The organism is Arthrobacter jinronghuae (genome assembly GCF_025244825.1).
In the GTDB taxonomy this organism is placed as follows: domain Bacteria; phylum Actinomycetota; class Actinomycetes; order Actinomycetales; family Micrococcaceae; genus Arthrobacter_B; species Arthrobacter_B jinronghuae.
Genome location: NZ_CP104263.1, coordinates 2,443,132 through 2,466,803, shown reverse-complemented (window position 1 = coordinate 2,466,803; position 23,672 = coordinate 2,443,132). Strand labels below are relative to the sequence as shown.

Below are 23,672 nucleotides of genomic sequence, written 5' to 3'. Positions count from 1 at the left end.
CGCCGGCCGCGAACTGTCCGGCCGATAGACTGGGCCCATGACAACCGCCGCAAACAGCCCTGTTTCCACTTCACCCTCTGCAGCCGTCCGCTCCGACGGCCGTACCCCCGACCAGCTGCGGAGCATCACCATTACCCGCGGCTGGTCGAAGCAGGCCGAAGGTTCGGCACTGATCGAGTTCGGCAACACCCGGGTGCTGTGCACCGCGTCGCTGACTCCCGGCGTGCCGCGCTGGCTCAAGGGCGAGGGCAAGGGCTGGGTCACCGCCGAATACGCCATGCTCCCGCGCGCCACCAACACCCGCAACGACCGCGAATCGGTCAAGGGCAAGCTGGGCGGGCGCACGCACGAGATCTCCCGGCTGATCGGCCGCTCGCTGCGTTCCATCATCGACACCAAGGCCCTGGGCGAGAACACGATTGTCCTTGACTGCGACGTCCTGCAGGCCGACGGCGGCACCCGTACCGCCGCCATCACGGGCGCCTATGTGGCCCTCGCCGACGCCGTGGCGTGGGCCAAGGAAAACAAGCTCATTGCCCGCAACGCCAACCCGCTGCTGGACACCGTAGCGGCGATCAGCGTGGGCATCATCGACGGGGTGCCGATGCTGGACCTGCCGTACGTGGAAGACGTCCGGGCCGAAACCGATATGAACGTGGTGGTTACCGGTTCGGGCAAATTCGTCGAGGTCCAGGGCACCGCGGAAGGCGCTCCGTTCGACCGCGCCGAGCTCGACGCCCTCCTCGACCTGGCCCTGGCGGGTACCGCAGAACTGGCCGTCATCCAGCGGCAGACCCTGGGCCTGGCCTAAATGCCGCAGCCAACAGCGCGTCTGGTCCTGGCCACCCGCAACCCGGGCAAGCTGCGCGAACTGCGGGAACTGCTCCGCGGGCAGGTGCCCGGCCTCGACGTTGACACGCAGGTGATCGACGCCGCCGCGGCCGGTGTCCCCGACGTCGCCGAAACCGGCGTGACCTTTGAACAGAACGCCCTGCTCAAGGCCCATGCGGTAGCCGCAGCCACCGGCCTGCCCGCCGTTGCGGACGATTCCGGGCTGGCCGTTGACGTCCTGGGGGGAGCGCCCGGGATCTTTTCGGCACGCTGGGCCGGCCGGCACGGCGACGACGCCGCGAACCTCGAACTGCTCCTGGCCCAGCTGAGTGACATTCCCGCCGAGCACCGCGGAGCGGCCTTCGTCTGCGCTGCTGCCCTGGCCCTGCCCGACGGCGGCGAGACCGTGGAACGCGGCGAGCTGCGCGGAACACTGCAGGAAGCGCCGCGGGGAGCGGGCGGCTTCGGTTACGATCCGATCCTGCAGCCGTCCGGACTGGACCGCACGTGCGCGGAACTGAGCAGTACGGAAAAGAACGCAATCAGCCACCGCGGCCAGGCCTTCCGCGCCCTGCTGCCTGCCATCGTCCTCGCGCTGGCAGAGGGGACTTCGCACGTTTCCTGACCCGCGGCCGGGTTGTGTGATGTGTCCCAAACACGCCGGGCAAGGCAGCTCCGATTCTTCCCCGCCGGGGGGCCTAGGGCAGAATTGAGCGCGAGATGACTATTACACAAGCCGTTACCCCAGCCACCTCCGTCCTCGCCGAAGCCTCAGGCGACCCCTCAGCCCTTGGGGGTGTGGCGGACTGGGCGGTCGGCATGATGGAAAGCATCGGCGCTCCCGGCGCAGGGCTGGCCATTGCCCTGGAAAACCTTTTCCCCCCGCTGCCGAGCGAAATCATCCTGCCGCTGGCCGGCTTCACCGCCAGCCAGGGCAACTTCTCCATTGCCGCCGCGCTCTTCTGGACCACGCTGGGCTCCGTCGTCGGCGCCCTGGCACTCTACGGCCTCGGCGCATGGTTGGGCCGGAACCGGATGCGCCGGCTGGTCGCGAAGGTGCCGCTGGTGGACCTGGAGGACGTGGACAAAGTGGAGGCCTGGTTCGGGCGGCACGGGAACAAGGCGGTGTTCTTCGGCCGGATGATCCCGCTGTTCCGCAGCCTTATTTCGATTCCTGCCGGCATCGAACGGATGCACCTGCTGACCTTCACGGCACTTACCACTGCGGGCAGCCTGATCTGGAACGCAATCTTCATCGCGGCCGGTTATTACCTGGGCGAAAGCTGGCACATCGTGGAACAGTACGCCGGCGTTTTCCAGAAGATCGTTATCGTGGCGGTAATTGCTGCGGCTGTATGGTTCGTGGTTTCCAAGGTGCGTAGCTCGAGGCGGAAGCAGGCGGCCCGCGGCAATGCCTGAGGCAGGGCTCTGTTTCACCGCAATAGATTTTGAAACAGCCAACGGTTTCCGGGGTTCGCCCTGTTCCGTTGGGCTTGTAAAGGTCCGGGGCGGCCAGGTTGTCGAGGAAGCGTCCTGGCTGATGCGGCCTCCGGAGGGGCACGACTACTTTGACCCGCGCAACGTGCGGATCCACGGCATTGAACCCGAAATGGTGGCGGGGGCTCCGCGCTTCGGTGAACTCTTTCCGGAGATCGGCGCCTTCATCGGCGATGACCTGCTCGTGGCGCACAATGCCGCTTTTGACCTGGGCGTTATCCGTTCCGCGCTTGAGGTTTCCGAGCTGGCCGGACCGGCGTATGACTACACCTGCACAGTGGTCCATTCACGGCGTACTTACCAGCTGCCTTCGCATTCGCTGCCTTTCGCCGCGGAAGCGGCCGGAGTGCCCCTGCTGAACCACCACGACGCCACCGAGGACGCACGCGCCTGTGCCGGGATCATGGTGGATATTGCCCGGCGCAGCGGAGCACAGTCCATGCCGGAGTTTTTCCTGCGCGACGGCCGGCCGGCGTCCCACCTCCCGGCCTACGTGCCGGGGCAGCATCCGCTTTCCAAAGCCACCCGGGACGCACTGGCGCGTGGTACCGGTACGCCGGCTGCGGCAGGCGGCGTCTGGCAGGGCTGGCCTTCGGAAGGCGAGAATCCGCCGCCTAATCCGCTGGCGGACCCGGCGCATCCGCTGTTCGGCCAGACTGTTGTGTTCACCGGCAACCTGGGCATGGCCCGGCAGACCGCCAAGGACCGGGCCGCAGAGGTCGGCGCCCGCACTGCCAGCAACGTCACCCGCGCCACCAGTGTGCTGGTGGTCGGCGACGGTTTCGAGCCCGGGGACCTGCGCAGCGGACGCCTGACCGGCAAGGCACGGCGGGTACTGGACCTGCACGAGCGCGGCCAGCGCATTGAAGTCCTGTCCGAAGCCGAATTCCTGCAGACCCTCGGCGGCATCTGGCCGCGGGCATCACAGTAGCGGCAGTAATTCTCCTAGGGGTCTCCTAGGGGTCTCCTAGGGCGCGACCGTGGCGGCAACGAACCCCGAGGCCAGTTTTTCAATGACGCCGCGTTCCCGCAGCGTCTCAAGGTCGGTCTCCGGAAGGGTGCCGTACCGGGTCCCCAGCAGGCTTCCCGTCACGACGGCGGCCGGTGTGCCGCCCGCCGTTGCGGCGTCCCGGATGGCAGCTCCTGTTGCGGCACTGAGGTTCCCGTCTCCCGCAGCTGCGTCCGCTGCGTCTTCCACGGCCTGTGCGGCGTGCAGCCCGATCGCCAGGGCTTCTTCCGATGTGGGTGTTCCGCCCGAGGTGCCGGCCGCTGCTGCGCCCGCACCGCCGTCGTCGTCCAGTACCGCCTGCAGCCGGTCCGCGAGCTCCGGAACTCCGTTGGCCCGGGCCTGCGCCAGTGCCTCCGTTGCCGCGCTGCGGAGCTTTGCCCCCGGTGCCAGCAGGCCGTGGACCATCGAAGCGAAGACCGCGGCGCTGTGCCTAGCCGAAGGATGTCCGTGCGTCAGCGAGGCAGCGTCAAGGGCCAGCTTGTAGACGGTTTCCGTCTCGACGTAGGGGAGCAGCCCGAACGGAGCCGAGCGCACCAGTGCGGCAGGAGTGTTGACTCCGGTGTTGAGCGGGCGCTGGCGGGTACCCATTTCCCCCGTGGAGAGCGCCTGCAGGACGTCGGGATCCAGGTCTGCGTCCCCCTCGGTTCCGGCCGGCTGCAGCAGCGGCTCCGCATCAATGGGGCGGGGCAGCGGTGACGGACCGTTCTCGGGGAGCGGCAGGCCCCGGCCTCGCATCCAGCGGAGATAGGCCAGCCAGATGCATGCCGTCTCGTCCGCTCCTACTCCCTGATTTGCCCATTCAATGGCTTCAAGCAGCCCGTCGAGGGAATACAGGGCCAGCTGGGTGTCCGCGGTGATCGACGTGCTGGAAGCGGATGCGGGGCCGGAGGCTGCGGCTGCCGCATCGCCCAGTGCGCCGCCGAGCAGGCAGCCGCGGATCTTTGCCGACAGGGCAGCGGAGGAGAGGAAAACAGGGGCGGAATCGGGTTCGGGGATCACTCCTCCAGCATAGGCGCTGGGTCCGGAGCGGTCCGTCGGGCTGCGGTTCCCTGGGCTGGGGCCGGGTGTGGGGCTGGCATAGTCCAGGCAGCACAGCGTCCCAGCATGTGGGGCTGGGGCAGGGACGGGGGCTGGCATGGTCCAGACAGCACAGCGTCCCAGCATGTGGGGACCAAGTGCCCTGGTATGCTCCCACCGGCAACAGCAGCACCATCGGGTGGGATCCTGTGTCCGGGGATAGGTCCAGGCAGCACAGCGTCCCAGCATGTGGGGCTGGAGTGCTCACCTGGGGTCCCACTGGCAACAGCAGAACCACCGGGTGGGACCCTGTGTTCGAGGCCGGGTCCAGGCAGCACAGCGTCCCAGCATGTGGGGCTGGAGTGCTCTCGGGTGGTCCCACTGGCAACAGCAGAGCGCCTCGGTCGGAAAAAGCCCTTCGGTTTGTCGCGATCCCAGCGGTTTGTGACAATTCCTGCGCCGCGCGGTGCGGGGATCCGGACATACTGCGGGGATTCGGACACACTGCGGGGACAATCTGCGGGGATCCGGACATGCTGCAGTATCACCGGGTGGGCCCCTGTGTCCCTGGCGTAAACAGGGCAAATTCAGGAAGTTCACAGCCTGCGCTGACACGGTGGGGTAGTTTGTAGTGAGTTCGCGCATGTCCGCTTCCGCACCGTTCGGTGCAGGCCATGTCGCAGTACCACTTCTGTTCTTATACCGGCGGCCGTGAATCCGGCGTCGCCACCCACACGTTAGGAATCCTTCTTCCATGTCATCTGAGTCCTTACCACTCAGCGGAGCCCGAGCCGTTGTGCCCGCCCGCGATGCAGCGCCTGCGAACGGTGGCTACAACTACGGGTTTGTCGGACGGACGGTAGCCGAGGCTATTGGTTCGTTCCTGCTTCTCTTCGTCGGCATCGGGATTGCCATCTTCGGCAACACCGCCGGCGGCGGCATCGGCTCGCCGCTGGCCTTCGGCCTGGCCCTTGCAGGTGCCATGGCGGCTTTCGGCTTCATTTCCGGCGGCCACTTCAACCCCGCGATCACCCTCGGCAGTGCAGTGGCCGGACGCACGGCGTGGAAGTTCGTCCTGCCGTACATCCTGGCCCAGCTGGTGGGCGCCGTACTCGGTGTTGCAATCCTTTGGGTGGTCATCACCGGCCATGACCAGATCGGTGAGCAGGCCCGCCAGTTCCTGACCGGCACGGCCAACGGTTACGGGGAGCACTCGACAAATCTCTTCCCGCTTCCGAGCGCGCTGCTCATGGAGGTCGTTGGCGCGGCCCTGCTGACCGCCGTCTTCCTCGGCGCAGCATCCCGCAAGGCAGGCACGGGCTCCCGCAAGTCCCTCGCCGTTTCCGGCGCATTCGCCGTCGGCGTGACCTACGCCGTCCTGCTGACCGTCCTTGTTCCCGTCACCAACGGCGGCATCAACCCGGCCCGTTCCACCGCCGTCGCCATCTTCTCCGAAGGCTGGGCACTGGAGCAGCTGTGGCTGTTCTGGGTTGCACCGCTGCTCGGCGCAGTGATTGCCGGCCTCATCTTCCGCAGCGTCGACATGACCATTGACGCACACAGCAACAATGCTGCCGCCGCCCTGGACGAGGATGCGGACGACACCGACACCGTGAAGCCCGTTGCCACCAAGCCGGCATCCGATGCCGGGAGCACGACGCCGGTTGTGGACGAGGAAGCCCGAGGCTTCTTCGACAAGCCCGCAGACGGCACCGGCACAACCCGTCCGGAGGACGGCACGCCGGGCAACCGCGCCTAGGAGCTTAAGCACTAAACAGCAGGACCCCCCGGGGGCAGCGGCACGCGCCGCTGCCCCCGATCCGTTAACTGTCGGAGCCGGGCTGTAGTTTTTAAGACATGCGTTTACTGCACACTTCAGACTGGCACCTGGGCCGTTCCTTCCACGGCGTGGGGATGCTCGACGCCCAGGCGGACTTCATTGACGCCCTGGTGGACACTGTCCGGGAAGAGCGCGTGGATGCCGTGCTGATTGCAGGGGACGTGTATGACCGTGCGCTTCCGGCGGTGGACACCGTGCGCCTGCTGGATTCGGCACTGGAACGCATCACCGGGGCCGGCGCGGTGGTGGTGCTGTCCAGCGGCAACCATGATTCCGCCGCCCGGCTGGGATTTGGCAGCGCACTTTTCGAGCGGGCCGGCGTGCACCTGCGCACGCGGTATGAGGACATTGCCCGGCCCGTGATCCTGCCCGCCGAGGGCAGGCCGGTGGCCATCTACGGCATCCCGTACCTCGAGCCCCGCCTCGCCGCCGGGGAGCTGGGGGTTGAGGTCCCGAACCACTTCTCCGTCACCGCGGCGGCCGTACAGCGGATCCGCGAAGACATCCTTGCCCGTGAACGTGCGGGCGAACCCGTCGCTTCCGTGGTTACGGCCCATACGTTCGCCAGCGGCGGCATCAGCAGCGACAGCGAACGAGACCTGGCAGTGGGCGGCCTTGGGGCCGTCCCCCTGGACCTCTTCGAAGAGTTCTCCTACACAGCCCTGGGACACCTGCACGGCCGCCAGCAGCTCAGCCCCACGGTCCGCTACAGCGGCTCACCGATCCCGTATTCCTTCTCCGAGGCACGGCAGGCCAAGGGCGGATGGCTGTTGGAGTTCGACGGCGGCGGCCTCGCTTCCGTGGAGGCGGTCACCTGGCCGGCCCGGCGCCGGCTGGCGGTGCTGCGCGGCAAGCTCGAGGACCTGCTGGCGGACCCGGACCTTGCGGAGGCCGAGGAAGCCTACTGCCAGGTCACCCTGACGGACAGCCAGCGGCCGGCCAAGGCCATGGAGCTGCTCCGCACGCGGTTCCCCGACACCCTGGTTCTGGCTTTTGACCCGGAGGGCGGCGCCCGGGGACCGGCCCAGACATACAGCCAGCGGCTGGCAAAGGCCACCGACGATCTCGACATCTGCTGCGGCTTCCTTGAGCATGTCCGCTCGCGCAGTGCAGCGGATGAGGAAAAGGACCTGTTCATCGAAATCCTGAACAAGGTCCGCGAAGCAGAGGCTGCACAGTGAGAATCCACCGCTTGGAAATGCAGGCCTTCGGTCCGTTCGCAGACCGGCAGGCTATCGACTTCGATGAGCTGGGCGCCCACGGGCTCTTCCTGTTGAACGGACCTACGGGGGCGGGGAAGACCAGCGTGCTGGACGCCATCTGCTTCGGCCTCTACGGCACCGTCCCCGGTGCCCGCCAGCAGGGACGCCGGCTGCGCAGCGACCACGCTGCCCAGGACACCCCGCCCGAAGTGGTCTGCGAGTTCAGTTCCGGGGTCCGTCGTTTCGAAGTTGTCCGGAGCCCTCAGTGGGAACGTCCGGCCAAGCGCGCGGGCGGGAAGGGCACGGTCACCGAGCAGGCCAAGACGCTGCTGCGCGAGTTTGTTGACGGCGCCTGGGTCCAGAAGTCATCCCGCAACGACGAAGCGTCTGCGGAGATCACCGAGCTGCTCGGGATGAACCGGGACCAGTTCACCCGCGTGGTGATGCTGCCGCAGGGGGATTTTGCGGCCTTCCTGCGCGCCGATGCGGCCTCGCGCGAGCAGCTGCTGCAGCAGCTCTTCGGCACCTCCCGGTTTGAAGACATTGAACGTCGCCTTAAGGCCGAGCTTGTCGAAGCCACCGACCGCTTTGAGACGGCGCAGGAGCAGTCCGAGCATGTGCTGCGTCGTGCACGTGACGAAATCCGGCGCTACCGCGGCGAAACGGCAGACGGCAGCGGGCCGGATGACGGCGGTGAGGCCGAGGGCGGGGAAACGGAGCTCGAACAGTTCCAGGCGGAGCTCGACTCCCGGACCGCCGCCGCCCGCAAGGAACTCGCGGAGCTGATGACGGCGCGGGAAAGCGCCGAGAAGCACCTGCAGGAATTCGAGCACCGCCGTGCCCGCGGCGTGGCCCTGCAGCAGCTGATCCGGGACGAAGCAGAACATGCCGCGTCCGAAGCGGAGATTGAGCCCCAGCGGGCCGCGCTTGCGACCCACGCTGCCGCTTCCCTGCTGGCAGGCAGCGTACGGGCTCAGGAAGCCGCCGCCGGGCGGGCGGAAAACCGCCGCACCGAAGCCGCAGTGACCCTGCAGGCGCTGGCCGACCATGTGCTGGCCCCTGCCTACGCTGTGGCGTCCTACACCGTGTCGTCGGCCGCAGAGACACCGCTGCCGGACGGTTTGGAGGCCCGCGTCAGCGCGGATCTCGCAGCTGCGCGTGCTGCGAGAGAAGACGAAGAACGCACCGAAGCCCTGCTCGCCCGCGCCGGAGCGGAGACGGACGCTGCCGAAGCATTCCGGGTACAGGCCGTCGACGCCGACGCATCGCTGGACTCCCTGCGGGCGGAAGAGGCGGAGCTGGCCGGCGAAGCCGCCGCGCTGGGACGGCTGGCGGAAGGCGAAGCGCGGGCCGAAGCAGCCCTGGCCGCCGCCGAAGAACTGGTCGCGACCATCAGCAGTTATGCCGCGGCAAACGAGCGTGCAGCGGTGACGGAGAAGGCGGCTGCCGACGCCCGCCAGGAGTATCAGGATCTGCGGCAGCGGTGGCAGGATCTGCTGCAGTCACGCCTGGACCAGGCAGCTGCGGAACTGGCACAGGAACTTGCAGACGGCACGCCGTGCCCGGTGTGCGGGGGACTCGAGCACCCGCGTCCGGCAGAGCTGCCGGACGGGGAGGCTCCGGTCACCCGCGAAGCCGAACAGGCAGCCAAGGCACGCGCGGGCAAGGCCGAAGCGGCCTACGAAGAAGCCCGGCGTTTGGCCGGTACCGCTGCCGAGGAGGCTGCAGCCCTTCGTGCCCGCGGGGGTGCAGGGGATGCCGCCTCCGCACAGGACCAGCTCGATGCGGCCCGCGCAGAGTTGGAGGATGCCCGCGGGGCCGTCCGGGCGCTGGCCGAAGCAGACCGCCGGCTCACCGCAATCGCTGTTGAACTCGCGGCCGCCGAGGCTGCCCGGTCCGAGGCGCTCATTTCCGCGGCACAGGCGGATTCCCGTGCCGCGGCGGCCCGCGAACAGGCGGCGGAACTGTCGGAGCGCCTACGGGAGGCGCTCCAGGGCTTCCCGAGCATCAGCGAACGGGTCCAGTCCCTGGCTCTGTTCGCGAAGCTCGCCGCCGCCGCGCGCGAGGCAGCCGGCGCGCTCGCCGCGGCCGAAGAGGAGCTGGACCGGGTCAGCGCTGAACTGGATGCAGCCCTGGCTGGAACGACCTTTGCCTCGGCGGCCGAGGTTACGGCTGCATTGCTCGACGCCGCCACCGCAGACGCCTATGCCTCGGCTGTTTCGGACTGGGAAGAGCAGGGCCGCAGGCTGCTGCTGCGGCGGGAATCCCAGGCAGCGGCCGGCCCGGACGACGCCGCGGGGGAGCCGCTGGCCGTGCCGGACGAGGAAGACGTGGCGGAGGCGGCAGACGCGGCCGCGGCTGCACGGAAGGAACAGGAAGAGGCCGCCCTGCTCGTCCGACTGCTGGAAGGCTCGGCGGTGCGGCTCGCGGAATACTCTGCCGAGCTGGAGGCGGCGCTTAAGCGCACCGCGCCCCTTCGCGCCCGGCGGGACCTGCTGCAGTCGGTGGCAGACACTGCCCGGGGCGGTGGCGAAAACCAATACAAGATGACGTTGAGTACCTACGTCCTGGCAGCGCGGTTGGAGCAGGTGGCAGCGGCTGCCACGGAACGGCTGGCGGCTATGACCGGAGGCCGGTACGCGCTGGTACACAACGATTCCAAGTCCGGAAACCGCAAGGCAGGCCTGGGCCTGCACGTCACTGACGAGTGGACCGGACAGCACCGGGATACTTCCACCCTCTCCGGCGGCGAAAGCTTCATGGCCTCCCTGGCCCTGGCCCTGGGGCTGGCCGACGTGGTCCAGCAGGAAGCGGGAGGGGTGAACATTGAAACCCTGTTCGTGGATGAAGGGTTCGGCAGCCTCGACGAGCAGTCCCTGGAACAGGTCATGGACGCGCTGGAAGGACTGCGCGACGGCGGCCGCGTGGTCGGGCTCGTCAGCCATGTGGCGGAAATGAAACAACGGATCCCGGCGCAGCTCCAGATCCTCAAAGGCCGCAACGGTTCCTCGGTCCGTTACAGCGCCGGCGTTCCCGGTTAGGTTCACCGGCCCGGCATGGGTAAAATCGACGGGTTACAAGGGTTGTGCGCACCGGGAGGGGGGACGGTGCGCGGTTCGACGTATCTGGATACCGCACCATGACCCAAGACACCTCCACCCCCACTCAGGCACCAAGCCCTGACTCCATGCCTGCCGACCCGGCGAAGACTCCGTCCGCCGGCGGCCGCTACCAGGCCATCTTCGCCCTGGCCGGCAAGTCATTCTTCCCCATCGCCTTCCTTGCACGGCTTCCCCTGGCCATGCTCACCGTCGGTGCACTTACCCTCATTACCGAGGTTTCCGACTCGTACGCGCTCGGCGGCCTCGCCGCAGGCGGCGTCGGCGTCGGCTCCGCGGTGGGTGCCCCGCTGCTGGGGTACCTCGCGGACCGGATCGGACAGCGCCCCGTCCTCCTGGGCACCGCCGTCCTGAACCCCGTGGCCATCGGCTTGTTCCTCCTATCCGCTGCGCTCCTGGATCCGGCCGACGCGCCGTTCTGGATGCTGGCGGCCGCATTGTTTATGGGTGCTTCCTGCCCCCAGGTGGGGCCCATGGCACGCGTCCGCTGGATGGCAATGACCGCCCGCCGTCCGCAGGGCCGCGAGATGGACACCGCCCTCGCCTACGAAGGAACCGCTGACGAACTGACCTTCGTGCTCGGTCCGGCCCTCGTGGGCCTGCTCGCCGCCGCCGTCGCCCCCTGGCTGCCGCTTGTGCTGGCGGCAGTGCTGACGATCACCATGGTGACCGCCTTTGCCGTACACCACACCGTGGAACACGTTGTCCCCACCTCGCGCCGCCCGAAGATCGCCCGCAAGGGAGCAGCGCCGGGCGTGCCGGATCCGGAAGCGCCGGCCCCGCGGGAACGTCCGCAGTGGCTGCTGATCATGGTTCCGGTACTCGGCATGGTCGCCATGGGGTCGTTCTTCGGTTCCACCCAGACCAGCCTCACGGCGTTCGCCGGCAGCTTCGGCATGGCCACTTCCGCAGGCCTGATCTACGCGGCCATGGCTTTGAGTTCCGCCGTTGCTGCCCTGTCCGTGGCCTTCTGGCCTGAGCGGTTCGGCACTGCAGGCCGCTGGGTCCTGTGCGCCGCGGCGATGCTGGCGTTCACCCTGCTCCTGTTCCTGCCCTCGAGCATCGGCACCATGGTTGTTGTGCTGCTGATTCTGGGTCTCCCCGTGGGGCCGACCATGGTCAGCATCTTCGGCATCGGCGCCATCGTGGCCCCGCGCGAGCTGATGGGTACCGTAATGACCCTGCTGGCCAGCGGCGTCGTCACCGGCCAGGCGCTGGGTTCCTCCGTGGCTGGCGGACTGGCGGATTCCTTCGGCCACAGCCACGCCTTCATCGTTCCGACTGCTTCAGCGGCAGCCCTGCTGCTGCTGAGCCTGGTCGCTGTCCGCGCAGCCCGCAAACGTTCTGCGGCCTGAACAGGGCGGCTGCCGAACCCATCGGCAGGTGTTGGCCGGGCCACAGTTGGCCTAGTATCGAATAAGTAGGCCAGCGAGCACCACAAAGGAGAAACACCATGGGAAATACCGAAAAGGAAGCCGGCCAGGGGGATCAGTCGAAGACGGGTTCGCAGGGCGGCCCCGAAGGCACCATCCCCCAGAGCGAGGACGGGATCGCTGCCGCGAGCACCGAAGAAGCCTCGAACTTTGAGCCCGAAGAGGATGAAGCGGCCGACGACGGCAAGTAGCCTTCTGACTTATAAAAAACGGATCGGTCCCTCGGGACCGATCCGTTTTTGTGCCTCTCCAGGATAGCCCGGCCTAGCCCAGACTGGGGGCGTGCTGCGGCGGGGCCGGAATATAGATGTTGCCCGTGGTAGCGCCGCCCGTTGCGGATTCTCCGGTGTCCGGATCGCCGAACGCGGAGCTGCCCGGCGACGGGACAGGTCCGTCCAGCACCATGGCTTCGGAAGCCAGGGAACGAAGCGCCACTGCCACTTCGTGTGCCTCGGGGCGTGCGTCCACAAGGCGGGATGTCATGGCCCGAAGGATGCCGGTCCAATCCGGTCCCACCCACTCGGGAATCTCGGGGTCACGGAGCAGGCGTGCCACGGCTGCTTCCACAATCGGGCCGGGGAATGCCTTTTCCCCGGTAAGGCATTCCAGGAGCACCAGGCCCAGTGAGTAGACGTCGGTCCGCGGATCCACGGCAGCCCCCTGCGCCTGTTCCGGGCTCAGGTAGTTCGCGGTTCCGATGGTCGCGCCGTTGGCGGTGGCTACGGTGGCCTCGACCATCCTGGCGATCCCGAAGTCGGTGAGCCGCGGGTACAGGCGGGTGTCCATGTCTTCCTGCGGGAAAAGCAGGATGTTCGCAGGCTTTACGTCGCGGTGGATCACGCCGTTGCTGTGCACGTAGTTCAGCGCGTCGGCCAGATCGGCGCCCAGCGCCGCCGTTGCCGAGGAGGAGAGGGGGCCTTCCTTGAGCGTGCCGCGCAGGTCCGGTCCGTCCACCAGCTCCATCACGAGGAAGCTGGAGCTGCGGCCCTCGTCATCAACGTTGACGCCGGCGTCCAGCAGGGTGACCAATCCCGGATGGTTCAGGGTTGCCAGCAGCTGCATTTCGATCTGCTGGCGGCGGGTTTCGTCATCCTCTCGGAACCCGGCGTTGAAAAGCTTGACGGCTACTTCCCGCCCAAGGTTCTCGTCGACTGCACGGTAGACGGCAGCAGCACCACCGGACCCTATGAGTTCGGTGGTGCGGTACCGGTGCCCCAGGAGTACATCCACGGGTGTCCTCCCTTGAGGGTCAAAGATGAAGCAGGGAATCTCGCGGAACATTAATCAGTAGGCTGATCAATGTCCGGCTAGCCCCCTAGCCTTTTCATCTTAGCGTGCACCCGGAAATGCTGGCGGAATAACCCGCCGCCGTAACCAAGCTGTTATTCGCCGGCCAAGAACTCCACTGCAGCGTTTTTGAACGCCCGGGAGGTTATGGCGTTCGTGTGGGTGCGGGCGGGAAGCGATACCAGCTCGGCCTGTCCGCTCAGGGCGGCCAGCTTGGGCGCTGTCGCCGCGAGGTCGTCGCGTTCTCCGGCAACCAGGAGCAGCGGCATGGAAGGAACCGCCGCTGCGGGGGAGAAGGGTTCCTCCTTGATGGCTTCGATCATCCGGAACAGGGCGGCCAGGTTATTCTGCGGAACCAGCTGGGCCATGCGCAGCAGTTCGGCGGTGCGGGGATCCGCCACCGGCGCCCCGCCCGCCGCTGCTTCACGGGCGGCATCGAGATCGAAGTCCGCCAGCGGGTCTCCGCTTCCCGGCCCTCCGAGCACCATGCGGTGCACGAGTTCGGGCTGGGTCGCACCGAACTCCCAGGCGAGGCGGGAACCGAGGGAATAGCCCACCACGTCCAGGCCGCTGGCCGGGTCGTCGTCGGCCAGCGGAGACACGCCGGCGTCCTGAAGAACCTGCAGCAGGTCCGCGCGGATGCGGCTGGGGCGGTAGGAATCGAGGTCCTCCGGTGCTGCACTGCCGCCGTGGCCGGGCAGGTCCACGGTAATGATCCGGCGCCCCGCGGCGGTCAGTGCGGTGATCCATCCAGAGTCGTGCCAGTTCAACTGCGCACTGGAGGCGAAGCCGTGCAGCAGGAGGACGGGACGCAGCGCCGTCGTGCCCGCAGCACCGCCGGCAGGGTCGATAATCTCCACCGAAAGGCGGGGATCGGTGCCTTCCACCAGGGAGCCGTAGTCGGCCACTGCCTAGTCCTCGTCCAGTGCGGCGGTCAGCCGGACCCGGCGGCGTGCCGGAGCTTCCTGCGGCACGGTGCCTACGATGCCGGCGGTGTTGTCCGGAACCTCGAAGACGATAAGCGGTTCGCCCACGTTGATCGTTTCCCCGGGCTCGCCGTAGGTGCGTGCAACGCGGCCGGCCTGCGGGGAAGGCAGCTCCACCGCGGATTTGGTGGTTTCCACCTCGACCAGCGGCTGGTTGCGTTCCACCTGATCACCCACGGACACCAGCCATTCCAGCACGGTGGCCTCGATCAGGCCTTCGCCGAGGTCGGGAAGGGGGAAGGGGATTTCAGCCACGCCGGTACTCCAATACTCGCTGGATCCCGAACAGGATGCGGTCGATGTTCGGGATGTATTCGTCTTCAAGATCGCCTGAGGGATACGGTACGTCGAATCCCGTGACCCGCCCAACCGGAGCGCGCAGGGTATCGAAGCAGCGTTCCGTGATCAGGGCGGCCACTTCGGCGCCGAGACCGGAGGTCAGCGGCGCTTCGTGGACGACGACGGCGCGCCGGGTCCGGGCGACGGAGGCGGCCAGCCCCTCGGCGTCGATCGGCTTGAGCCACCGCAGGTCCAGGACCTCCACCTCGATGCCGTCCTCGGCGGCCAGCTCGGCCACGGAGAGGCAGCGGGCCACCATGGCACCCCATGCCACCAGCGTGACGTGCTTGCCCGGACGGACCACCTTGGCACCCTCCATAGGGCCGGCGTCGTCCAGGAACACGTCGCCCTTCTGCCAGTAGCGGGACTTCGGTTCCATGAAGATCACCGGGTCCGGAACGGCTGCGGCATGCTTCAGCAGATGGTAGGCCTCGTGCGGGCTGGACGGGGAAACCACCTTCAATCCCGGAACGTGGGCGAAGAGCGCCTCCAGCGACTCGCCGTGGTGCTCGGGGGCGCGGATGCCGCCGAAGCTGGGTACCCGCAGGGTCACCGGCATGGGCATGGTGCCCCGGCTGCGGTAGTTCATCCGGGCCAGCTGGGTGACTATCTGGTTCACCGCCGGATATGCGAAACCGTCAAACTGCACCTCCGGGATCGGATGGAAACCGGCCATGGCCAGCCCCACGGACATGCCGAGGATGCCCGACTCCGCCAGCGGGGTATCGAAAACGCGGTCGGCGCCGAAGCGCTGCTGCAGGCCGTCGGTGATGCGGAAGACACCGCCGAGCCGTCCCACATCTTCGCCCAGGACAACGGCCCGAGGATCCTCGGCCAGTGTTTCGGCCAGGGCACGGTTGAGGGCCGCCTGCATCGAGAGGTTTTCCACCCGGCCGTCGCCGTCCTCCGGGGACGGGGCCAGGGGGGACTGCTCCTGCGCGGCGGTCTGCTCCGTGTTCCGGGCAGCGGCTTCCAGGTCGGAGGACGCCACGGCGTCGCTTAGCTGCTCAGACATGTTCGGATTCCTCCCGCCAGGCGCGGGCCTGGGCTTTGAGTGCTTCGGTGGGCTCGGCGAAAACAAAGTCGAACATTTCCCGTCCGGGACGCGGGCCGAGCGCCATGACACCTTCGCGGACGGCGTCCGCGTTGGTCTTGGCATCCTGCAGCGCGGTGTCCAGGAACGCGTCGTCGGCTATCCCGTCGGCGAGCAACCGGTCTGCCAGCAGCTGGACCGGATCCGCGCCTTCGTCGCGCCGTTCCTCCGCCAGGCTCCGGTACCGGCCGGGATCGTCGCTGGTGGAGTGCGGGCCGCGGCGGTAGGTCATGGCCTCGATCAGTACCGGCCCGTGTCCGGCCCTGGCGTGAGCGGCGGCCTCGCGCGTGGCGAGGACGACGGCGGCGGCGTCGTTGCCGTCCACGGTGATGGCCTTCATGCCGTACCCGGCGGCACGGGCGGCGACGGTTCCGCCGGCCACCTGGGCCTCGGTGGGCAGCGAAATGGCCCAGCCGTTGTTCTGGACGAAGAAAATGACCGGCGCCTTCAGGACGCCGGCGAAGTTCATTGCTTCATGGACGTCGCCCTGGGAGCTGGCGCCGTCGCCGAAGTAGGTCAGGGCAACACCGGGGTTCCCGGCGAGGGTCTGCCCGTGGGCCCAGCCCACGGCGTGCAGCACTGATCCGCCGACCACTGCCTGGATCGGGGCGAGCCGGGTCTGCACCGGGTTGTAGAGGCCGCCGTGCCAGCTGGCCTTGTGGGTGGACATGTAGGCGGTCATGTCCACGCCCATGGTCAGCGCCACCCCCATTTCCCGGTAGGTGGGGAAAACGAAGTCATGCTCGGGGTCCATGGCGAAGGCGCTGCCCACCTGGGCGGCTTCCTGGCCCAGCTCCGGGGCATACCCGGGGATGATGCCCTGGCGCTGCCAGGCGATCGCGGCGAGGTCCAGCTGCCGGACGGCGGTGACCAGGCGGTACAGCTCCCGGAGTTCCTCCGCCGACAGGGCCGCAGGTTGCAGATTATTGTCCATAGTCCGCAATTTAGTGGTTCACGCCACAGTGAGCAAACAGCGCCCCGAACATGACACAGTCTGTACAAATGTGGCATTCGGCAGTCGCCTGTGCTTGGCAGTTTGCCTATCCGGCCTGGTTGCCTCGGTCCGCGGGTGCGGTGCGGGCCTTGGCGGCGCTGCGCCGCTCGAAGGACCAGGCCAGCAGTACCAGCACGGTGCTGAGGGCCGCCGTCGCCAGCAGTTGGATCCGCACATCGGGGTCGAAGAAGCCCAGGACCACGATTCCTGCGAGCAGTGCCAGCGCGAAGTAGGAGAGCCAGGGGAAGGCCCACATCTTGAACGTGAGTTCGACGCCGGCCGCTTCCGCCCGCCGCCGCAGGATGATCTGCGAAACGATGGAGATGCCCCAGACCACCAGGCAGGTGGAACCGACGGTGTTGAGCAGGATCATCAGTACCGTGTCGGGGTAGAGGTAGTTCAGCACCACGGCGATGAAGCCGAAGACCACGGACGCCAGCACGGCCCGGCGGGGCACTCCGCCGGAGCCAAGGCGGCCCAGGGCGGCCGGAGCCCGGCCGCGCTCGCCCAGGGAGTAGATCATCCGGGACGCGCCGTACAGGTTCGCGTTCATGGCGGACAGCAGTGCAATGACGATGACGACGGCCATGACCGTGTCCGCGCCGGGCACCTTCGCTGCGTGCAGGACGGCTACGAACGGCCCGGTGCTCAGCGCTTCACTGTCCCAGGGCAGCACGGTGACCATCACCAGCACCGAACCGATGTAGAAGACCAGGATCCGCCAGATCACCGAGTTGATGGCTCCGGCAATGTTCTTGGACGGCTCTTCGGTGTCCGCCGCCGCGATGGTGATGATCTCGGTGCCGCCGAAAGCGAAAACCACCAGCAGCAGTCCCGAGGCCACCCCGGTCAGCCCGTTGGGCATAAAGCCGCCGTTGTCGAAGAGGTTGGAGGTGCCCGGCGACGGGACGCCCGGAAGCAGTCCGGCCACAAAGGCGGCGCCGACCGCCAGGAAGATGATGATGGCCGCAACCTTCAGGATGGCAAACCAGTACTCGAATTCACCCAGACTGGCAGCCCCGGCCAGGTTGACGGCGGTAAACACGATGATGAACGCCAGCGCCAGCATCCACTGCTCGACGCCGGGGATCAGGGAAGCGACGATGGCCGCGGCGGCCGTGGCCTCCGCGGCTATGACGATCACGATCTGGAACCACCACATCCACCCGACCGTGGTGCCCGCCGTGCGCCCCAGGGCTTTCTCGGCATACACGGAAAACGCACCGCTGCTGGGATCTGCCGCCGCCATCTCACCCATCATGCGCATGATGAGAATCACCATGGTTCCGGCAATCAGGAAGGAGATCAGCACTGCGGGACCGGCCGCTGCAATACCTTCGCCGGACCCTACAAAGAGGCCGGTGCCGATGGCACTGCCGAGGCTCATCAGGACAAGGTGCCTCGGCTGCATCTTCTTCGCTCCGGACGGTTCCCCGGCCGGAAGTGCAGTATCAGTGCTGGACGGGCGGGCGGAACTGGGCATAACAGGGGAGGCCTTAGAACGAACGGATGGGCTGCCGGTGCGGGCGCCGGCCGGCAGGGATGCTGCCGCGGGTCTGTACACCGGATTCCATCTTAAGGCCGGTTTGTGTGTCCTCTGTTCCGGCAGTCGGCCGTGCTGCCTTTACAATTTGTACACTGCCTGTGCTTAGTCCCGGAAAGGACCCCATGCCCACCGACGCGCTGGACGCCCGTATCGTCACCCTGTTTACCGACAACCCGCGTATGTCGGTGCTCGAAGCCTCGCGCCGGCTCGCCGTTGCCCGGGCCACCGTGCAGGCACGCCTGGACCGGATGCAGGAGACCGGCGTAATTGCCGGGTGGGGTCCGCGGATCGACGCCGAAGCCCTGGGGTACGACGTCGTCGCCTACTGCTCGCTCACCATCCGCCAGGACACCGGCCACGACGCAGTGGTCGCGGCGCTGTCCAGGATTCCGGAAATCCAGGAGGTGCATACCGTCTCGGGGGAGAGCGACCTGCTGGCGCGCGTGGCGGCGCGGTCCAATTCTGACCTGCAACGGGTGATTGACGCGATTGTCGCCACGAACACCGTCCTGCGGACCTCCTCGGTGATTGTGCTGAACACGCACTTCCAGGGGCGGATGCTGCCCCTGCTGAATGCCGCAGCAACACCGGAAGCCTAAGCTGTGATGCACCGCACAGCCGTTACACTCGCCCCATGCTCAGCTCTCCCACGGCGCTATCCGCCGCTGCACTCGGCCGCGCGGCCGCCCCGAAGCTTGCCCGGCTCCTGACGTACCGCACCGTTTCCTCGCGGGTGCCCGAGGAAATGGAGCCGGACCAGTTCGAAGCCTTTATTGCAGCGCTTCCGGAACTCTTCCCCCTGGTTTCCGCCGCCCTGCAGCTGGAACGGGTCAACGGATTCGGGCTGCTGTACCGCTGGCCCGGGACGGCGTCACCGGAGGCCTCACCGGAAGCTGCGGCGGGGGATCCGGCGGACGGCAGGGGTCCCGCGGTGCTGATGGCCCACTATGACGTGGTCCCTGTGGAGGACCCGTCTCGCTGGGACTACCCGCCGTTCGCCGGCACGGTCACGGAAACCTCCATCGAAGGCCGCGGCGCCCTCGATGACAAGGGTGCACTGGCTGCCGTCCTCGAAGCGGCTGAACAGCTGCTCGCCGAGGGGTTCGCACCCGCAGGGGACATCTACTTCTCGTTCGGCAACAACGAGGAAACAGCCGGCGATACGGCTGCTGCTGCCGCTGCCCTGCTCGCGGAACGCGGCATCCGTCCCTGGCTGGTGCTGGATGAAGGGGGAGCGGTCGCCTCGGGTGCCTTCCCGTTCGTGTCTGCGCCGCTCGCCGTCGTCGGCGTCTCCGAAAAGGGCATCCTCGACGTCGAACTGGCGGTCGAGGACGCCGGCGGGCATGCGTCCACGCCAAACCGGATGGGCGCAACCGCTCGGCTGGCCCGCGCCGTCGTCCGCCTGGACCGCCGTCCTTTCCCGGCGTCCCTTCCGGACGTAAGCGTGGAAATGGTCCAGCGGCTGTCCGGCTCGGCGCCGCTGCCGCTCCGCCTGGTGTTGGGCAACGCCGCCCACCTGCGCGGCGCGCTCACCCGGGTGTTCGGCCTGCTCGGCGGGGAGCCCAACGCCATGACCCGCACCACGGTGGCCGTGACCCAGCTGCGGGGAAGCAAGGGATCCAATGTCCTGGCCACGCGCGCTACGGCCAATGCCAATATCCGGGTGGCCGTGGGTGAGACGGTGGCCTCTACGGTGTCGCGGCTGCGGTCGATCATCCGGGACCCCCAGGTGAGCCTGCGCGTGGTGGAGGGCAATGAGCCCTCGCCGGTTTCCGCAACGGACAACGCCCAGTTCGCCCTGCTGGAGGACACCATCCGGACCTGCTTCCCGGATGCCGTCCCGGTGCCGTACATCATGCTGGGCGGAACCGATGCGCGGCGCTTCACCTCCATCTGCGATGCGGTGTACCGTTTCGCCCCCTTCCGGATGAGTGCTGCGGACCGGGCCAGCATCCACGCCGACAACGAACGGCTGGGCATTGAAACGTTCGGTGAGGGCATCGCGTTCTACAAGGCCCTGATGGGTGCGCTCTGATGTCCGCGCCGTCCCTGCCCGGGCTGCGCATGATCGGCCCCCTCGTGGGGTTCCTGGTGCTGGTGGAAATCACCAGCGGCATCCTGCAGGGCTACTACACGCCGCTGCTCACTGACATTGCCCGCAATTTGGGGATCGACGACGGCGACGTCAACTGGTTTGAATCCGCCCAGCTGATGCTCAGCGCCCTGGCCGTGCCCATCCTGGCGAAGCTGGGGGACATCTACGGGCACAAGCGCATCCTGCTGGTCTCCACGGTCCTGACGGCGGCGGCTTCCTGGGGAGTTGCCGTGGCACCGGACTTCTGGACGTTCCTGGCCGCGTGGTCGCTCCAGGGATTCTATGTGGTCTGGTTGCCGATGGAAATCGCCCTGATCTTCAGCCGGGTGCGCCACACCCCCAACCGGGCCGTGCTGACCCGCAAGGCGGCAGGCCTGCTGGTCGGCGCACTCGAGCTGGGCGTGATCGGCGGAGCCCTGCTGGGCGGCGTGCTGGTGGAGCACCTCCCGCTCTGGCTCACGCTGTGCGTGCCCGCCGCCGCGGTGACGCTGTGCATTTTCGCCGTGCACTTCGGAGTGCCGGAATCCAGCTCCCTGGACGGCGGGACCGTGGACCGCACCGGTTTCGTCCTGCTGGCGGTCGGGCTGCTGCTGCTTACCTCCGGACTGACCTTCCTGCGGATCAACGGTCCGGATACCTGGTGGGTGTGGGCCGTCCTTGCAGCCGGTGCCGCCGCGTTCATTCCCTTTGTCCGTTACGAGCTCGGGCAGAAGGATCCGCTGGTGGACTTCCGGATGCTGCGCAGCCCGTCCATGTGGCCGGTCCAGCTGACTGCGGGGCTGTTCGGCATTTCGGTGCTTGGCGCCCAGGCACCCATGTCCACGTTCGCCCGCACCGATCCCGGACTGCACGGCTACGGCCTGGGACTGGCGGCGTCGCAGGTGTCCATCATCATCGGCACCTACGTCTTCGCCCTGCTCGCAGGCGCGCTGCTCTTCCCCCTGACAGCCCGGAGGACCACCCCGAGGAACACCTTGGTAGGTGCGTCGCTCCTGGTCGGTGTCGGTTACGGGCTCTTCCTGCCCTTCCATGACACCCTGCCGCAGGCGCTGATGAACATGGTGGTCGCCGGGCTGGGTTCCGGGGCGTTGGTGGCTGCGCTTCCCTCGGCTGCTGCCGCGGCGGCGCCGCTGAACAGAACCGGGATGGCAACCGGGCTGACCAACACCACCAAGACCATCGGCGGGTCCTTCGCTTCGGCGGTCTTCGGAATTGCGCTGGCCGGCGCAGCTGCGGACGCTCTCTCGAGTTCAGCCGCCGACGCCGGGACGGTGGCACCGCTGCAGGGCTACCTGACGGTCTGGGCAGTGTGTTCAGTGACTGCGTTTATTGCCGCGGCCCTCCTGCTGCTGGTGCCCCGGCTGGCATTCGCCGATCCGCCGCTGACGGAGGCGGCCGCCTAGTCCGTCAGGCTGGCCAGGACCTTGTCCGTCAGTTCCTTCAGGCGTGCCAGCTCAGCGTTGTCCAGGGCCGGCGTCAGCAGTTCGTGGATTCCGCGTACGTGGATGCGGCCCAGGCGCCGTTGGACGGCCCGCCCCTCATCGGTCAGCGAGAGCTCCACGCCTCGCTGGTCCTGTTGTGCCGGCCGGCGCTGCACCAGGCCCCGGGCTTCAAGGCGGTCCACCATCCGGCTCAGGCTGGGCTGGCTGATGAGCAGGTGCTCGTTGAGCTCGTTGAGCCGTATCCAGCCGCCGGGGCAACGCGTCAGGTTGAACAGGACGTCGTACTCCCGCATGGTGAGCTCCCGGAATTCCGGATCCCGCTGCAGCCGCCGCATGACGCCGACCTGGACCCGGAACAAGGATTCCCACGCTTCGGCTGCCTGTTTCGCCGTGACGTCGTTTGTTGAGTGCATTGTCCCAGCCTACTGAACCGCAGGAGACGGCGATGCAGATGACGAGGCAGGCTTCACATCCGCCTTCCGTGCTGCCACCCGTGCGGCGTGGGTAGGTCCTTCGGGAACGTCGTCCGGACGGCGGGAATCGAATTCCCTCCGGAGTTCCGGCAGTACGTATTCGCCGAAGAGGTCCAGCTGCTCCAGCACCGTCTTGAGGGGCAGTCCTGCATGGTCGATCAGGAACAGCTGGCGCTGGTAGTCGCCGAAGTACTCCTGGAAGCTCAGCGTCTTCTCCAGTACCTCCTGCGGGCTGCCGACTGTCAGTGGGGTCTGTGCAGTGAAGTCCTCCATGCTTGGCCCATGGCCGTACACCGGGGCGTTGTCGAAGTACGGGCGGAACTCGTTTACGGCGTCCTGGGAGTTCTTCCGCATGAAGAACTGTCCGCCGAGTCCCACAACGGCCTGATCGGCGCGGCCGTGGCCGTAGTGTTCGTAGCGCTCGCGGTACAGGCCGATCAGCTGCATGTAATGCTCCTTCGGCCAGAAGATGTTGTTGGCGAAGAATCCGTCTCCGAAGTAGGCGGCGATTTCGGCGACCTGCGGTGTGCGGATGGAGCCGTGCCAGACGAAGGGGGCGACGTCGTCGAGCGGGCGAGGTATGGCCGTAAAGTTGTGCAGCGGGGTGCGGAACTTGCCCTGCCAGTTCACGGTTTCGTTGTCCCACAGCTGGCGCAGCAGGTTGTAGTTCTCTACGGTCAGTTCCACCGAGTCCTGCGGATCCTTGCCGAACCAGGGGTAGACAGGCGCGGTGTTGCCGCGGCCCAGAACCAGGTCCACCCGGCCGTCCGCGAGGTGCTGGAGCATCGCGAAGTCTTCCGCGATCTTCACCGGGTCATTGGTGGTGATCAGCGTGGTGGTGGTGGAGAGGATGATCCGCTCCGTCTGTGCGGCAATGTAGCCCAGCAGAGTGGTGGGGGAGCTGGCATAGAACGGCGGATTGTGGTGCTCGCCGGTGGCGTAGACATCCATGCCGATTTCTTCGACCTTGCGGGCAATGGCCACGGCGGCCTTGATGCGCTCCGCCTCCGTCGGGATTCGTCCGGTGACGGGATCTCGGGTGATGTCGCTGACGCTGAAGACGCCGATCTGCATGGTTGCCTCCGGAAGTTCGGGTGTTTCTAAAGTATATGCATATGCATACATCTCACCTAACCGTTACGGGATTCGGTTCATTCCCGGTCCGGGCTCCGATTCGGGCTCCGGTTCGGTGGGTGCGGGTGCGGGGTGGGTGCGGTTCATTCCCGGGGTCCGGTTCCGGGAGGTTCGGAGTCGGTTCCGCGGCGTTGCTGGCGGGGTTGGGTTTGGTTGGGTTGCTTGCAGTGTCGGGTGCGGTTGGGGTGCGGCCGGAAGCCGGCTCGGTCACGTTGCGGGGGAGGGTCGCGGCAGGTGGGTGCAACGCCGGTGGGAACGACGCCGGTGTGGCGGTTCGATTGGTGCCGCTGGACTCGGCCAACTCCTCGACTGGGCCGGTTTTCAGGGTAGGTAGT

Annotated in this window: 21 protein-coding genes; 12 read left to right on the top strand and 9 right to left on the bottom strand. The window is 67.4% G+C overall.

All coding sequences use genetic code 11. The features are described 5' to 3' along the window. The first annotated feature begins 37 nt into the window (after nt 1–37). The 4 genes from rph (at nt 38) to N2K98_RS11555 (ending at nt 3,259) form a co-directional block, all read left to right on the top strand. On the top strand, nt 38–811 hold the full coding sequence (rph, locus tag N2K98_RS11570) for a ribonuclease PH (protein ID WP_229949457.1): 774 nt from the start codon (nt 38–40) through the stop codon (nt 809–811). Further along, complete coding sequence (rdgB, locus tag N2K98_RS11565; RefSeq protein WP_255865223.1) at nt 812–1,456, top strand: RdgB/HAM1 family non-canonical purine NTP pyrophosphatase; 645 nt, start codon at nt 812–814, stop codon at nt 1,454–1,456. It begins immediately after the preceding gene. A gap of 95 nt (nt 1,457–1,551) precedes the next feature. Then, on the top strand, nt 1,552–2,250 hold the full coding sequence (locus tag N2K98_RS11560) for a DedA family protein (protein WP_255797304.1): 699 nt from the start codon (nt 1,552–1,554) through the stop codon (nt 2,248–2,250). After that, the gene (locus N2K98_RS11555) at nt 2,243–3,259 is read left to right on the top strand and encodes an exonuclease domain-containing protein (RefSeq protein WP_255865224.1); all 1,017 of its coding nucleotides are present in this window, start codon (nt 2,243–2,245) and stop codon (nt 3,257–3,259) included. Before N2K98_RS11560 ends, N2K98_RS11555 begins: the two co-directional genes overlap by 8 nt. 36 nt (nt 3,260–3,295) lie before the next feature. On the opposite strand, the gene N2K98_RS11550 is transcribed toward N2K98_RS11555, so the two are convergent. Further along, on the bottom strand, nt 3,296–4,336 hold the full coding sequence (locus tag N2K98_RS11550; protein ID WP_255865225.1) for an ADP-ribosylglycohydrolase family protein: 1,041 nt from the start codon (nt 4,334–4,336) through the stop codon (nt 3,296–3,298). Between the two features lie 772 nt (nt 4,337–5,108). Between N2K98_RS11550 and N2K98_RS11545 the strand changes: the two genes are divergently transcribed. The 5 genes from N2K98_RS11545 to N2K98_RS11525 all read left to right on the top strand — a co-directional run bounded on the left by N2K98_RS11545 (nt 5,109) and on the right by N2K98_RS11525 (nt 12,139). Further along, complete coding sequence (locus N2K98_RS11545; RefSeq protein WP_255865226.1) at nt 5,109–6,113, top strand: aquaporin; 1,005 nt, start codon at nt 5,109–5,111, stop codon at nt 6,111–6,113. A 98-nt stretch (nt 6,114–6,211) separates the two neighbouring features. Further along, a complete protein-coding gene (locus N2K98_RS11540) occupies nt 6,212–7,375 on the top strand; it encodes an exonuclease SbcCD subunit D (RefSeq protein WP_255865227.1) in 1,164 nt (387 codons plus the stop codon). Next, nucleotides 7,372–10,437, top strand: coding sequence for an AAA family ATPase (locus N2K98_RS11535; protein ID WP_255865228.1), 3,066 nt, complete (start codon nt 7,372–7,374; stop codon nt 10,435–10,437). The genes N2K98_RS11540 and N2K98_RS11535 overlap by 4 nt, the downstream gene beginning before the upstream one ends. A gap of 98 nt (nt 10,438–10,535) precedes the next feature. Then, the gene (locus N2K98_RS11530) at nt 10,536–11,870 is read left to right on the top strand and encodes an MFS transporter (RefSeq protein WP_255865229.1); all 1,335 of its coding nucleotides are present in this window, start codon (nt 10,536–10,538) and stop codon (nt 11,868–11,870) included. Between the two features lie 98 nt (nt 11,871–11,968). After that, entirely contained in the window at nt 11,969–12,139 is a 171-nt protein-coding gene (locus N2K98_RS11525) for a hypothetical protein (RefSeq protein WP_255789884.1), read from the top strand. Nucleotides 12,140–12,212: 73 nt separating this feature from the next. Here N2K98_RS11525 and N2K98_RS11520 read toward each other — a convergent pair whose 3' ends face one another. From N2K98_RS11520 to N2K98_RS11495, 6 genes are all read right to left on the bottom strand, one after another. Continuing rightward, nucleotides 12,213–13,178 (bottom strand): serine/threonine-protein kinase, encoded by a 966-nt coding sequence (locus tag N2K98_RS11520; protein WP_255797311.1) that lies wholly within the window; start codon nt 13,176–13,178, stop codon nt 12,213–12,215. A gap of 152 nt (nt 13,179–13,330) precedes the next feature. Next, nucleotides 13,331–14,143: an alpha/beta fold hydrolase gene (locus N2K98_RS11515; protein WP_255865230.1), complete on the bottom strand. Its 813-nt coding sequence runs from the start codon at nt 14,141–14,143 to the stop codon at nt 13,331–13,333. 3 nt (nt 14,144–14,146) lie between these two features. Further along, a complete protein-coding gene (locus tag N2K98_RS11510) occupies nt 14,147–14,476 on the bottom strand; it encodes a biotin/lipoyl-containing protein (RefSeq protein WP_227918229.1) in 330 nt (109 codons plus the stop codon). After that, on the bottom strand, nt 14,469–15,434 hold the full coding sequence (locus tag N2K98_RS11505) for an alpha-ketoacid dehydrogenase subunit beta (protein WP_255865257.1): 966 nt from the start codon (nt 15,432–15,434) through the stop codon (nt 14,469–14,471). Before N2K98_RS11505 ends, N2K98_RS11510 begins: the two co-directional genes overlap by 8 nt. Before the next feature lie 133 nt (nt 15,435–15,567). Beyond that, a complete protein-coding gene (locus N2K98_RS11500) occupies nt 15,568–16,587 on the bottom strand; it encodes a thiamine pyrophosphate-dependent enzyme (RefSeq protein WP_255865231.1) in 1,020 nt (339 codons plus the stop codon). 106 nt (nt 16,588–16,693) lie between these two features. Then, nucleotides 16,694–18,130 (bottom strand): amino acid permease, encoded by a 1,437-nt coding sequence (locus N2K98_RS11495; RefSeq protein ID WP_407079985.1) that lies wholly within the window; start codon nt 18,128–18,130, stop codon nt 16,694–16,696. A 185-nt stretch (nt 18,131–18,315) separates the two neighbouring features. On the opposite strand from N2K98_RS11495, the gene N2K98_RS11490 reads away from it, so the two are divergent. Genes N2K98_RS11490 through N2K98_RS11480 form a run of 3 tightly spaced genes read left to right on the top strand, consistent with a single transcriptional unit; the run spans nt 18,316 to nt 21,691 of the window. Further along, complete coding sequence (locus tag N2K98_RS11490) at nt 18,316–18,792, top strand: Lrp/AsnC family transcriptional regulator (RefSeq protein ID WP_229949435.1); 477 nt, start codon at nt 18,316–18,318, stop codon at nt 18,790–18,792. 35 nt (nt 18,793–18,827) lie between these two features. Beyond that, nucleotides 18,828–20,228, top strand: coding sequence for a M20/M25/M40 family metallo-hydrolase (locus N2K98_RS11485; RefSeq protein WP_255865233.1), 1,401 nt, complete (start codon nt 18,828–18,830; stop codon nt 20,226–20,228). Then, on the top strand, nt 20,228–21,691 hold the full coding sequence (locus tag N2K98_RS11480) for an MFS transporter (RefSeq protein WP_255865234.1): 1,464 nt from the start codon (nt 20,228–20,230) through the stop codon (nt 21,689–21,691). The genes N2K98_RS11485 and N2K98_RS11480 overlap by 1 nt, the downstream gene beginning before the upstream one ends. Here the strand turns inward: N2K98_RS11480 and N2K98_RS11475 are convergent. Both N2K98_RS11475 and N2K98_RS11470 read right to left on the bottom strand, forming a co-directional pair. Then, complete coding sequence (locus N2K98_RS11475; protein WP_255865235.1) at nt 21,688–22,143, bottom strand: MarR family winged helix-turn-helix transcriptional regulator; 456 nt, start codon at nt 22,141–22,143, stop codon at nt 21,688–21,690. The two genes, N2K98_RS11480 and N2K98_RS11475, sit on opposite strands and share 4 nt — an antisense overlap. Nucleotides 22,144–22,152: 9 nt before the next feature. Beyond that, nucleotides 22,153–23,277 (bottom strand): LLM class flavin-dependent oxidoreductase, encoded by a 1,125-nt coding sequence (locus N2K98_RS11470; protein WP_255865236.1) that lies wholly within the window; start codon nt 23,275–23,277, stop codon nt 22,153–22,155. Nucleotides 23,278–23,672 lie beyond the last annotated feature (395 nt).